At 70.9% G+C, this 12,458-nt stretch carries 11 protein-coding genes; 5 read left to right on the top strand and 6 right to left on the bottom strand.

Going from position 1 to position 12,458, the window contains the following annotated elements:
* Window positions 1-193: 193 nt before the first annotated feature.
* Together B0I32_RS24530 and dacB are read right to left on the bottom strand one after the other, a co-directional pair.
* Entirely contained in the window at window positions 194-1,270 is a 1,077-nt protein-coding gene (locus B0I32_RS24530; RefSeq protein ID WP_181307719.1) for a zinc-dependent metalloprotease, read from the bottom strand.
* Between the two features lie 45 nt (window positions 1,271-1,315).
* A complete protein-coding gene (dacB, locus tag B0I32_RS24525) occupies window positions 1,316-2,743 on the bottom strand; it encodes a D-alanyl-D-alanine carboxypeptidase/D-alanyl-D-alanine endopeptidase (RefSeq protein ID WP_106243466.1) in 1,428 nt (475 codons plus the stop codon).
* Between the two features lie 84 nt (window positions 2,744-2,827).
* Here dacB and B0I32_RS24520 point away from each other — a divergent pair, with 84 nt between their 5' ends.
* On the top strand, window positions 2,828-3,319 hold the full coding sequence (locus B0I32_RS24520) for an inorganic diphosphatase (RefSeq protein WP_106243463.1): 492 nt from the start codon (window positions 2,828-2,830) through the stop codon (window positions 3,317-3,319).
* Between the two features lie 64 nt (window positions 3,320-3,383).
* Here B0I32_RS24520 and B0I32_RS61015 read toward each other — a convergent pair whose 3' ends face one another.
* From B0I32_RS61015 to B0I32_RS24490, 4 genes are all read right to left on the bottom strand, one after another.
* Window positions 3,384-4,490, bottom strand: coding sequence for a C40 family peptidase (locus B0I32_RS61015; RefSeq protein WP_106243461.1), 1,107 nt, complete (start codon window positions 4,488-4,490; stop codon window positions 3,384-3,386).
* A gap of 158 nt (window positions 4,491-4,648) precedes the next feature.
* Complete coding sequence (locus B0I32_RS56610; RefSeq protein ID WP_146178302.1) at window positions 4,649-6,121, bottom strand: sigma-70 family RNA polymerase sigma factor; 1,473 nt, start codon at window positions 6,119-6,121, stop codon at window positions 4,649-4,651.
* A 116-nt stretch (window positions 6,122-6,237) separates the two neighbouring features.
* Complete coding sequence (locus tag B0I32_RS24495) at window positions 6,238-7,038, bottom strand: hypothetical protein (protein WP_106243450.1); 801 nt, start codon at window positions 7,036-7,038, stop codon at window positions 6,238-6,240.
* Between the two features lie 67 nt (window positions 7,039-7,105).
* The gene (locus tag B0I32_RS24490) at window positions 7,106-8,716 is read right to left on the bottom strand and encodes an ABC-F family ATP-binding cassette domain-containing protein (RefSeq protein WP_106243449.1); all 1,611 of its coding nucleotides are present in this window, start codon (window positions 8,714-8,716) and stop codon (window positions 7,106-7,108) included.
* A gap of 143 nt (window positions 8,717-8,859) precedes the next feature.
* Here B0I32_RS24490 and B0I32_RS24485 point away from each other — a divergent pair, with 143 nt between their 5' ends.
* The 4 genes from B0I32_RS24485 to B0I32_RS24470 all read left to right on the top strand — a co-directional run bounded on the left by B0I32_RS24485 (window position 8,860) and on the right by B0I32_RS24470 (window position 12,449).
* Complete coding sequence (locus B0I32_RS24485) at window positions 8,860-10,026, top strand: glycoside hydrolase family 183 protein (RefSeq protein ID WP_106243447.1); 1,167 nt, start codon at window positions 8,860-8,862, stop codon at window positions 10,024-10,026.
* Window positions 10,023-11,033, top strand: a complete 1,011-nt coding sequence (locus B0I32_RS24480; RefSeq protein ID WP_106243444.1) for a DUF4432 family protein — start codon at window positions 10,023-10,025, stop codon at window positions 11,031-11,033. Before B0I32_RS24485 ends, B0I32_RS24480 begins: the two co-directional genes overlap by 4 nt.
* On the top strand, window positions 11,030-11,809 hold the full coding sequence (locus B0I32_RS24475) for an SDR family NAD(P)-dependent oxidoreductase (RefSeq protein WP_106243443.1): 780 nt from the start codon (window positions 11,030-11,032) through the stop codon (window positions 11,807-11,809). The genes B0I32_RS24480 and B0I32_RS24475 overlap by 4 nt, the downstream gene beginning before the upstream one ends.
* Window positions 11,810-12,029: 220 nt before the next feature.
* On the top strand, window positions 12,030-12,449 hold the full coding sequence (locus B0I32_RS24470) for a peptidase inhibitor family I36 protein (protein WP_181307717.1): 420 nt from the start codon (window positions 12,030-12,032) through the stop codon (window positions 12,447-12,449).
* Window positions 12,450-12,458: the final 9 nt, after the last annotated feature.

Raw genomic sequence — 12,458 nt, 5'->3', positions numbered from 1 at the left:
CCGTGGGCGTGTGAGCCGACGCCGATGCCGACGAGCCGGGCACCGCGCACAAGCGCCGGACACCACCACACCGCCTCCCGTTGACGTGGCGCGGGAAGAGGCGGTGAGAGGTGTAAGAGCTTGGGTGGTGGGGTGGCGGTCTCCGGTGGTGCCGGGGGACCTCGATGTCGCCGTGCCGGTTTTTGGCGGGGCGTTAGGCGGGGAGGGCCGGGGTGCCGATCACTCGGGTGATCCAGAGGGTGGGGTCGGCGATTTCCGGGGTGGTCGGCAAGGTTTCCGGGGAGGTCCAGATCTTGTTGAAGCCGTCCATGCCCACCCGGTCCACCACCGTGCGGACGAAGGCGGAGCCCTCCGCGTACTGCTTCATCTTGACCTCGATCCCCAGCAACCGCCGTACCGTGCGGTCCAGGCGGGAGCCGCCTTCGCGGCGCTGGGCGAACTTGGCGCGGATGTCGGCCACCGAGGGGACCACCGACGGGCCGACCGCGTCCATGACGTAGTCTCCGTGGCCTTCGACGAGGGTCATCACGGCGGTCAGGCGGTCGAGGATCTCCTTCTGGCCGGGCGACTGGATGGCGTCGATGAGGTTGCCCTCGCCGCCGCGCACCACGTCGGCCACCGTGTCGGCGGCGTTGCGGAGCCGTTCGAGCAGGGTGGGCAGGTCGAGGTCGGAGGCGAGCAGGAACTCGGTCATCTGCCCGCGCACGTATTCGCGCAGCCACTTGACCCCGGTGAACTGCACCCGGTGGGTCTCCTCGTGCAGGCAGACCCAGAGGCGGAAGTCGTGCGGGTCGACGCCCATCTCGCGTTCGGCGTGGACGATGTTGGGGGCCACGAGCGTCAGGCGGCCGGCGGCCTCCTTGCCCGTGGGGTCGGGTGGGAGGAACAGCTCGTACTGGCCGAGTACGCGCGAGGCCAGGAAGGCCAGGACGGCGCCCACCTCGACGCCCGTGATGCGGGACCCCACGGCCGTGACGATGGCGGGCGGCTGGCTGTCGCCGCTGGCCATGCGCTGGGTCAGCGGCTCCAGCACCACGCGGAAGCCCTCGACGTTGGCCTTGATCCAGCCGGGCCGGTCCACGATGGTGGCCGGCTGCGGCGCGGTCTCGGTGTGAATCTTCGTGAACTCGCGCACGTGGCCCTCGGCCTCGCGCGACAGGGTGCGGAGCTCGGTGACGGCCTGCCTGGCCTCCTCCCGGCTCACCTGAGGACCGGGGCGCACCAGGCGCGTGCCGGTCGTGACGGCCAGATCCCAGTCGATCACCTGCATACCGTCCACCGTACGTGGTTCAACGCACGGCTGCGAAGGAGCGCGTCAGGAACGTGCCACGGTGGCGGCGAGCCGGTCGAGGACGGGCTCGGCGTTGAGGGGTACGCGGTCGGCCATGAAGGCGAACGTGACCAGCCGCCCGTCCTTGGTCGTGGCCATCCCGGCCAGCGTGTTGATGTTGTTGAGGGTGCCGGTCTTGGCGCGGACGAGACCGACCTGGCCCTTGCTGTCGCTCCTGGTGAAACGGCGGCCGTTGCCGAGGGTGCCGGAGAAGCCCGCGATCGGCATGCCGGAGGCGACGGCGCGCAGTTCGGGGTGGGCGGCCGAGCCGGACAGGGCGAGGACCTTGGCCAGGGCGTTGGGGCTGATGCGGTTGCGGATGGACAGGCCGCTGCCGTCGGACAGCGCCACGTTCTGGCCGGCTCCGAGGCGCTGCAGGACGGCGATCACGGCGGCGGCGCCACCGTCGAAGGTCGCGGGCCGGCCCTGCTTGATGGCGACGTGGCGCAGCAGGGCCTCGGCGAGGTCGTTGTCGCTGCGGGTGAGCGTGTGCTCGACGAGGGCGTACAGGGGGGCGGAGTCGACCTTGCCGAGCTCGGCCGCTCCGGGCTGGGCCTTGGCCTGGCGTACGGACTTGGCGACGGTGATGCCCTGCTTGGCGAGCAGCCGGGCGAAGGCGGCGGCGGCGTAGCGGGGCGGGTCGGCGACGCGGGGGCTGCGGAAGCGGGGGTCCTGCCTGCCCTCGTCCATGGTGAGGGCGTGGACGGGGGCCACCTCGCCGTCGGGGATGTAGTTGGTCTTCCAGCCGGGTGCCTTGGGGGTGCCGGTGAAGAGGGAGGTGTCGTAATAAAGGGTGATCTTGCGTACGTTCTGCGCCTTGAGCGTGGCAGCGGTGCGGGCGGCGAGGGTGCTCAGCCGGGCCTGCTTCGGGTAGCCGTCGTCCTTGGCGGAGGGGCCGGCGAGGAGAGGGTCGCCGCCGCCGACGAGGATCGCGGTGCCGGGCTTGGGGCCCTGGACGACGCGGGTGGACAGGCGGGTGTCGGGGCCGAGCGCGGCCAGCGCCGCGGCGCAGGTGACGATCTTCGTGGTCGAGGCGGGGGTGATGGCCAGGTCGGCGTTGGAGGCGAAGATCTGCTCTCCGGTGACCGTGTCGATCACGACCGCGCCCACCCGGCCGCCGAGTGCTTTGTCACCCAGGGCGCCGGTGAGCTGGCGCGTCAAAGTACCCTTAGTCGGGAGAGGTCCGTCTCCGGGCTTCACCGGCAGCCGGGCCAGCACCGGCCCGGAGGTGACCACGGGGACGGGGGAAGAGCCTTCCGCCGGTGACGACGCCGTCGGCCCGGTGGGTGTCGATCCGTTCGTCAGCGCGCTCAGGCTGAAGTCGGTGGTCATCGCGTAGACGCCGGTGACGATCGTCAGGGTTTGGAGCACGGCGAGGGTGGTCAGCATCACCCACTGGTCGCGCCGCGCCACGTCGCCTGCCCTCTCTCCTGTGTTCGCCTACGAGACATTAACGCCCATCCGGGGGTTCCCGGGGGCCTGAGCGGAGGAACCGCGGTGGAGTTCGACGTTGTCGTTGAGATTCCCAAGGGGCAACGGAACAAGTACGAAGTGGACCACGAGACCGGGAAGATCAGGCTTGACCGGCTCCTGTTCACCTCCACGCAGTACCCCGCCGACTACGGCTTCATCGAGCACACCCTCGGTGAGGACGGCGACCCGCTGGACGCGCTGGTGCTGCTGCAGGAGCCGACGTTCCCCGGGTGCTACATCACGTGCCGCGCGGTGGGGATGTTCCGGATGACCGACGAGAAGGGCGGTGACGACAAGGTGCTCTGCGTGCCGTCCACCGACCCCCGCATGCATCACATCCAGGACATCCATCACGTGTCGGAGTTCGACCGGCTGGAGATCCAGCACTTCTTCGAGGTCTACAAGGATCTTGAGCCCGGAAAGTCGGTCGAGGGCGCCAACTGGGTCGGCCGCATCGAGGCCGAGGCCGAGATCGAGCGCTCGTTCCGGCGGGCGAAGGAAGAAGGCCACCACTAGGTCCCCTGCTGGGGCCGCTGCTGAGGCCGCTGCCGGGGCTGCCACTGGGGCCACCGCCGGCGGCTCATGGGGCGGGCCTGGTGGCACCCACCAGGTCTCCGCGCCAGATCGAGGCGACCCGCACCACGTCGCCCGTCTGCGGGGCGTGCACCATCTGGCCGCGTCCGACGTAGATGCCGACGTGGTGGATGGTCGCGGGGTCGCCGGTGACGTGGGCGAAGAAGAGCAGGTCGCCGCGGCGCAACTGGTCGAGCGGCACGTGGGGGCCCGAGGTCCACTGCGTGCCGGTCCAGTGGTCGAGCCGTACGCCGACCTTCTCCCACGCCCGCATCGTCAGCCCTGAGCAGTCGTAGGTCTCCGGGCCGGCGGCTGCCCACACGTAGGACTTGCCGAGCTGGGTGAGCGCCCAGTTCGCGGCCACGTCGCCCATGGCCGAGCCGCCGGCGACGAGCCCGGCCAGCGCCGCCTCCCTCCGCCTGGCCAGCAGGTCGGCGCGGGTGCGGGCAGCGTCGACCCTGCGTTGCAAGGTCTTCTTGCGCGCGGTGAGCTCCCTGGTCGCGCGCCGCTGCCCGGCCACCGCCCGCTCGGCGGCGATCTTGGCCAGCCGGGCGCGTTCCGAGGCGGCCTGCTGGGCCGCGTACGCGCTGTCGGCGTGGATGCGCAGGATCGCGGCCACCTCCTGGGCGTCACGCATCCGGCCGAGGACCGCGGCCCGCTCGCCGCTCAGGTGCCCGAGCACGCTGGCGCGGTGCAGGAACCCGTCGGTGCCGCCCTGGTCGAGCAGCATGCCGACGACCGGCCCGAGCGAACCCAGCCCGCCGTTGCTCTCGGTGGCCAGCAGCGTCACGGCCTGCCTGGCCCGCTCGACCTCGGCGGCGGCCGCGGCCAGCCTGGCTCTGGCCTGCTGATGGTTCTGCTCGGCCTGCCGCAGCCGGACCATCTCCCCGTTGTACGCCTCCACCAGCCGCTCGACCTCGGCCGCCAGCCGTTCCAGCCGCGAGTGCGCGGTGGCCAGCTTGGCGGTCGTCCGGCTGAGCCGCTTCGACCTCTCGCGCGCAGTCTGGCGGGCCTGCTTGACGTCGTGCGAGGAGGGCCCCGGCTCGGCGTCGACCGGCGGGCAGGCGGCCACGAGCAGGCAGCCCGCGAGGAGCCCGGCCCGGAATGCGCGCATAGGTCCCCCTGAACACAGATGGTTACTCTGTGCACACAGTTCCCGGGACTTCACTCACATAACGTCACGTGAAAGTGAACAGGCTCCCTATTCACGGGCGCGGGTCAGGGACAGGGCCGGACGCGGAAGCCTCGGTCGTGGCGCCGGGCGCAGGGAGGTCAGGTGCCCGTTTCCGACGGGGTCACCGACGGTTCCTCCGTCGGGGTCGGGGTGGCCGTCTCCGTCGGCGTGGCGGTCGGGGTGGGGGTCTGGGTCGGTGTCGGCGTGGGGGTGGGTGTCGGGGTCGGGGTACGGGTGCCGGGCCTGGTCGGGCGCGGCCTGCCGGGTGCGTCGTCGGGCGGCCCGCCGGGCGGGGTGCCGGTCGTCGGCCGGCCGGTCTGCTGATCGTGCCCGGGCGGCTCGGCCGGCAGCCCGTCCGGCACGGAGTCCGGATCCGGCGCGGCGTCGTCGCCGCTGGGGGACCTGCCCGGCGGGGACGACGACGTGGCCGGTGCGCCGGTGGGCGAGGAGCGGCCCTGGGACGGCACGGCCGGAGCCGGCGCCCCGGTCGGCGTGCCGGTCACGCCCAGGGGCTGCGTGGTGGTGTTGTCGAGGATCGGCTCCACGGTCAGCGGCACATCGTGGGGATCGCCCTGCCAGGGCAGCCGGATGCCCGGAGGCTCACCCGTCGCCGGGAACGCGGCCGTCGCGACGCCTGTCACCCCGCCGTTCTCCCTTCCGATCCGATCGAAGATCACCGCTATCGCCACCACGGTCGCGATCGCCGCCAGCGCGCCCGCCACCGCCTGAGGCCAGCGCCGGCCCTGCCGCCGCGGGGGAACGGGAAACCCGGCGGCGCCCAGGGCGGCGGTCCGCCGGGCGACGTAGCGGCGGTAGGGCAGGAGCTCCGGGTCGGCGAAGCAGCTCATCACCCTGACCCGCAGGGTGTCGGGCAGCGCGGGCGCGGGCAGCAGCGCGTACACCTTGGCCGGGGACACCTCGCGCGCGCGGTGCGGCGCGCAGGTCTCGCACCGCGCCAGGTGCCTGATCAGGTGCTCGCGCATCTCCCTGGTCAGCTCGCCGCCGAACCCGGCCAGGATGCGGGCGCGCCGCGGGCAGTCGTACGGGCCCTTCCTGGCCAGGACCTCGGCCGTGATCGCGTCGCCCAGGCGTTCGCGAGCCGCTTCGAGGAGCAGCTCCACCTGGCGCGGCGGTGTGGCGAGCACCTGCGCCAGCTCGTCCGCGGGCAGCTCGTGCCCGTGGACGAGCTCCAGGAGCTCCCGGTCGGCCACGGGCAGGCCGTGCACCGCGTTCCAGGCCATGACGCGCAGGTCGGCGTCGGCGGGGTCGTCGGGGGCGGGCGCCTCGGCCAGCGCCTCGGCGGCGCCCGGTGGCGCGGCGGCTCTGCGCCGCAGGCATTCGGCGCGCGCCAGCGCGAACAACCAGGCGCGCAGCCGGTCGGGCGCGGTCAGCGCGCCGGCGTGCGCCTCGGCGGCGATCAGCGTGTCGCGGAGCGCCACCTGCGCGCTGTCGGCGCGGAGAAGGAGGGACCAGCAATAGCGGTAGACGCTCTCCGCGTACGCGTCGTAGAGCGCGCTGAGCGCTCCTGGATCACGGGCGCGGAGTGCTTCGACCAGAACGCGGTCAGTCATGTGACCGAAGGTAATGGATCGGTAACTTGCAGTTCTACCGGTTCCACGCCGAAGGCATCACTTGTCAGGCGAAGAACCAGAAAATTGTCCCGACATTCCGGATAGGCGCGGCTTATTTATTGCTTGTGCTCGGACGCCACCTGCGTGTTCCGGTCCACCGCGAACGGCTCACTCGTGGGCTTGACCGTGTGCACGGGAACGGCTCCCGACAGGGCCAGGTCCTCGTAGGGACGGCCGGTGGAGCCCCAGGTCCTGGCCGCGATCTCGGTCCTGGCCACCTGGGAGCCCCTGGGCAGGCCGCCCACCGTGAGGATGAACCGCGGCGGGCTGCCGGCCTTCACGTCGTCCACATAGGTGCTGCCGCCGCCGACGAGCTTTCCCGCCTTGTCGCGCAGCATCGCGTTCACGACCAGGCTGCTCGCCGATATTTGATAAGGGTTGCCGACATATCCAGTAATAAGGTACGTGCCATCTTTCTGGCGCATGGTCTGGACCCGCGAAATCGGGAACCGCTGGAACGCCGAAGGAATGCGCGCCGCCGGCCGCCACCGCGCGGGACGGTACTGGATCGTCACCTTGGCCGGCTTCTGGGTGGCCACGGCCTGGCCGGTGAAGGGCAGCGTGCCGCCCGGCGGCACCGCGTCGAGCGGCTGGTCCAGTTTGAGCACCTCGCTCCCCTTGGCGTCGTGCCCGACGATCGTGGCCACCACGTGCTCGCCGAAGTGCCACGGGTTGGCGTTGCTGAGCACGCCCGCCCAGGTGACGGCATATCCGTCGGCGGATTTGACGATGTGGGAGACCTGCTCCTTGAGAGCGAGCGGCTTGAGCTTCTGGACCGGCTGTTCCTCGCTCGCGCACCCGGTGAGGCAGATCGCCCCGAGTGCGAGGAGGCTGGCGGTTCGGCTACGCGGGATCACTTTGCCGTGATAACCCGAGCATGGGCACGGCTGGCGGGGGACACGCGCCAGCCCTACCAATTCTTTGTCAACGCGGACGGACCACCCTGGTCTCGTCCCAGACCGGCTCGGCCGACTCGTAGACCGTGCCGTCGGAGCCGAAGACCAGATAACGGTCGAAATCGGCGGCGAACCAGCGGTCATGGGTGACCGCCAGCACCGTGCCCTCGAACGCCTCCAGGCCCGCCTGCAGCGCCTCGGCGCTGGCCAGGTCGAGGTTGTCGGTCGGCTCGTCGAGCAGCAGCAGCGTGGCCCCCGACAGCTCCAGCAGCAGGATCTGCAGCCGCGCCTGCTGACCGCCCGACAGGGTGTCGAAGCGCTGCTCGGCGATCAGCCCCGCCAGCTCGTAGCGGGCCAGGATCTTCATCGCCTCGTTCTTGAGCCTGGCGTGCTCGGTCATGACGATCTCGACCGGGGTGCGGCCGAGCAGGTCGGGCCGGGCGTGGGTCTGGGCGAAGTGGCCCGGCACCACGCGGGCGCCCAGCCTGGCCACGCCCTCGCAGGCGACCTGCTCGCCCGCCAGCAGGCGCAGGAAGTGGGACTTGCCGGAGCCGTTGGAGCCGAGCACGGCGACCCGCTCGCCGTACCAGATCTCCAGGTCGAACGGGCGCATCAGGCCCTTGAGCTCCAGCTCCTCGCAGATGACCGCGCGCTTGCCGGTGCGGCCGCCGCGCAGGCGCATCTTGATGTTCTGCTCGGCCGGCGCCACCTCGGGCGGCCCGGCCTCCTCGAACTTGCGCAGCCGCGTCTGGGCGGCGTGGTAGGCGGCGGCCATGCCGTCGTTGTATCTGGCCTTGTTCTTCAGCATGTTGACCAGGGTCTTGAGCTTGGCGTGCTCTTCGTCCCAGCGCCGGCGCAGCTCGTCGAGGCGCTCGTTGCGGGCTCTGCGGGCTTCGGCGTAGGTACGGAAGCCGCCCCCATGAATCCAGATGTTTCCGGACTCGACGGTGATGATGCGGTCGGCCGCGTTCGCCAGCAGCTGGCGGTCGTGGCTGACCAGCAGCACGGTCTTGGGCGTCTCCCTGAGCTGCTGTTCCAGCCATTCCTTGCCGGGGACGTCGAGGTAGTTGTCGGGCTCGTCGAGCAGCAGGGTCTGGTCGGGGCCGCGCAGCAGCGCCTCCAGGACCAGGCGCTTCTGCTCGCCGCCCGACAGCGTCGCCACGTCCCGATATTTCAGTCTTTCGAACGGGACGCCGAGCGCGGCCACCGTACAGGTGTCCCAGAGCACCTCGATCTCGTAGCCGCCCGCGTCGGTGTAGTCGCTGATGGCCTGCGCGTAGCGCATCTGCGTCTTCTCGTCGTCGCGCTCCATCATGGCCAGCTCGGCCCGGTCGAGCCGCTCGGCGGCCTGCCGCACCGCGGGCGGCGCGACGCCCAGGAGCAGGTCGCGCACGTTGCTGCCGTCGCGCACGCTGCCGATGAACTGCCGCATCACGCCCAGGCCGCCGGAGCCGGCCACGCTGCCCTCGACCGGCTGGAGGTCGCCGGCGATCAGGCGCATGAGCGTGGTCTTGCCCGCGCCGTTGGGCCCGACGAGCGCGGCCTTGACGCCTTCGCCGATCCGGAAGGACACGTCGTCGAGCAGCGGCCGCCCGTCGGGCAGCACGTACGTCAAATGTCCGACTTCCACGTGTCCCATCCCGGCAGGGTAGCCGCCCTCCCGCGCCCCGGTCACATGGATTTCGGCACGCCACCCCGGACATCGGCGCGCTCACTCGACCCCTAGACAGTAAGTGATCTAATGACTAGAACTGTAGGGAACCCCTCCCCCTAGGACATGTGATGACGCGATTCCGCTCCGCCCTCGCACCCCTGGCCATCGCGTTGCTGGGGCTCACGGCAGCCCCGCAGCAGGCCCTCGCCGCGCCGCCCAGACCCGTACCCGTCGTCCAGGAGCAGCGAGCCGCGCCGGCGGCGGCCTCCGACTGCGCCCCCACGGTCACGGGCGCCAGCACCGACGCCCGGCTGACCGCCCTGTTCACCAACTACGGCAACGACAACAGCCGCCTGGACGACTGGACGGGCGCCGACGGCACCTACTCACTCAAACTGCCCAACGGGCAGGAGCTCTGGGTGTTCTCCGACACCTTCCTCGGCCGGGTCAACCCCGACGGGACCCGCCCGCCCGTGGTGGAGGAGGGCGGGAGCACGGTCTTCCTGAACAACTCCTTCGCCGTCGAGCGCGACGGCAGGCTGTCCACCATCCACGCCGGCACCGCCGCGAAGCCGACGGCCGTGATGCCGCCGCGCGACGAGGACCACTGGTACTGGGCCGGTGACGCGACGCTGGCCGGCGGCATCGTGGAGGTGACCTACCAGGAGTACGAGCGCTTCGGCCCCGGAGCATGGGACTGGCGCTGGCACCGGAACGTGGTGGCCAGGTTCGCGCCCGGGCGGCTCGACCGGCCGATCAGCGTGCACGACCTGCCCTCGGGCCAGGGCGTGGCCTGGGCCTCCGGCGTGCTCAGGGACGGCGGCCACACCTACGTGTACGGGGTCGAGGACCTCGGCTCGCCCAAGTACATGCACGTCGCCAGGGTCAAGGGGCAGAGCCTGCTCGGCCGCTGGGAGTACCTCAAGGCCGACGGCACCTGGTCGGCGAACCAGGCCGACTCGGCGCGGGTAATGGACGGCGTGGCGAACGAGTACAGCGTGAGCCGGGTCGGATCCGGATATGTCCTGATCACGCATGACACGACCGAGGCGCTGAGCGCGAACATCGTGGCCTACTCCTCCTGCTCGCCCTCCGGCCCCTTCACCGGCAAGCAGCACGTCTACACGACCCCCGAGACCAGCGGGAACATCTTCACCTACAACGCCCACGCCCATCCCGACGTGGCCGGCGACGGGCTCGTGGTGTCGTACAACGTGAACAGCTTCGTCAACACCGACCACTACCGCGACGTCTCCATCTACCGCCCCCGGTTCCTGGATGTGACGTTCGGATGAGGCGCAACTGGGCGGCCCGGCTGCGGCACGGCACGATCGACGGGCTGCGGGCGGTCACGCTGGAGAACGAACGGCTGCGCGTGAGCGTCCTGCCCGGCAAGGGCGGCGACGTCGTCGAGTTCCTGCACAAGCCGACGGACACGGACTTCGTCTGGCTCTCGCCGCAGGGGCTGCGCGACCCGCGCGAGCATCTCCAGGGCGCGGCCGACGGGGTCGCCCAGTTCGTCGACCACTACGAGGGCGGCTGGCAGGAGGTCTTCCCCAACGGGGGCGCGCCCAGCGAGTACCGGGGGGCACGGCTGGCGCAGCACGGCGAGGTGTCCGGGCTGCCGTGGGAGTGCGAGGTCGTGGCCGACTCCCCCGAGGAGGTCGCGGTGCGGCTGAGCGTGCGCACGCGGCGGCTGCCGTACCGGATGGAAAAGGTCCTGCGGCTGCGCTCCGGCACGACCGCGCTGGAGATCGAGGGGCGGGCCACGAACGAGTCGGGCCTGCCGCTGCACGCCATGTGGGGCCAGCACATCGTGTTCGGCCGGCCGTTCCTGCGCCCGGGGGCCAGGATCCGGCTGCCCGAGGGCGTCCGGGTGATCCCGCACGAGAGCGCGATCACCCCGCCGGCCCGCCGGGTCAGGGCGGGCGGGCCGTGGGAGTGGCCGCTCGTGCCGGCCGACGGCGGCGGCACGACGGATCTGAGCGTGGTGCCGGAGCCGGGCGCGCCGAGCGACATCGTCTATCTGACCGGCTTCGACGAGGGTTGGTACGAAATATCGGGGGATATCGCTATGCGTGTTGAGTGGGAGGCGTCGGTGCTGCCGTACCTGTGGATGTGGCAGGAGGTCGGCGCGTCCACCGGCTACCCGTGGTGGGGGCGGGCGTACACGGTGGGGCTGGAGCCGTTCGCCGGCATGCCGACCGACGGTTTGGCCGCGGCCGTGGCCAACGGCACGGCCCTGACGTTGGAGCCCTACGAGACGAAGGTGTTGAGTTTGCGCGCGGAGGTAAGGGTATGAGCGAGTTCGCCGGCAAGGTCGCGCTGGTCACGGGCGGTTCGACGGGGATCGGACGGGCCGTGGTCGACCGGCTGGCCGACGGCGGGGCGTCCGTGGTGTTCTGCGGCGTCGACAAGGGCGCCGAGCAAGACACCGGGCAGGACAGTCAGATCGTCGGCCGGATCGCCGACGTGCGCAGGGCCGGTGACATGCGCGATCTGGTGAACCTGGCGGTGAGCAGGTTCGGCGGGCTGGACATCGTGGCGACCTGCGCCGGGGTGCAGCGTTACGGCACCGTCGAGGACACCCCGGAAGAGGTCTGGGACGAGGTGTTCGACATCAACCTCAAGGGCGTCTACCTCACCTGCAAGGCCGCCGTGCCCGAGTTGCGCGCCCGCGGCGGCGGCTCGATCGTGGTCATGTCGTCGGTGCAGGCGTTCTCCTCGCAGGCGCAGGTGGCGGCGTACTCGTCGAGCAAGGCCGCGCTCAACGGCCTGACCAGGTCGATGGCGCTCGACCACGCGGCCGACGGCATCCGGGTGAACGTGGTCTGCCCGGGCTCGGTCGACACCCCCATGCTGCGCTGGGCGGCGGACCTGTGGCGCGGCGAGCTGTCGCAGGAGGAGCAGATCGCGCAGTGGGGCCGCTCCCATCCGCTGGGCCGCGTGGGCCGGCCCGAGGAGGTGGCGGAATTGGTGGCATTTCTGGCCGGACCGCGGTCGTCTTTCATCACGGGGGCCGAGCATCGGGTGGACGGCGGTCTGCTGGCGCAGAATCCGGCGGCGCTTCCCGAATAGGTAGTGCGCAGGCCACGGGTTTCTCCTTCACCGCCAAGGCTTCGGCCAATGCGGTGAAGGCGCAGTTCACCAGCCTGATACGAGTGAGTCGGCGGGCCGGGGCACGCGACCCTTTCCCGGGCGTGGAGCCCTTTTGGAATCGGCGAGTCAGTACAACTCGCATTCGATTCAGCACGCTAAGTTACGAGGTCGAAACGACTCACTGATCGAGGAGAGACCTGTGAGGCTATCCAAGAAGGCCGCCGGCTTCGTCGCCGCGGCCGCCCTGTTCACCGCGCTCGCCCCCACAGCCGCCGCGGTGGCCAGCCCCCGCTCGACCTGCTACGGCGGTCGTGTCTGCCTGTATGCCGGCTTCGACTACAACCGCGGCCAGGTCGACCACTGGCGGGACTTCACCCAGGACGACTCCAACTTCGCCGACAACAACTGGCTGAACTGGGACTTCAGCAATTCCTGGCACAGCATGGACAACGAGACCAGCTCGGTCAGGAACCGGGTCGGCTGCAGCGCCACCCTCTGGCAGCACCCGGGTTACACCGGCGCCCACAGCACGTTCACGCACAACTCCAACGACGGGTTCCTGGCGAACAACGCCATCGGCAACAACCGCACCAGCGCGATCGACATCTGGTGCCACTGAGTAATACAG

Origin of the sequence: Nonomuraea fuscirosea (assembly GCF_003001935.1) — a bacterium.
In the GTDB taxonomy this organism is placed as follows: Bacteria; Actinomycetota; Actinomycetes; order Streptosporangiales; family Streptosporangiaceae; genus Nonomuraea; species Nonomuraea fuscirosea.
Note: the sequence above shows the minus strand (reverse complement) of the source record. Positions and strands in the feature narration are given on the sequence as shown.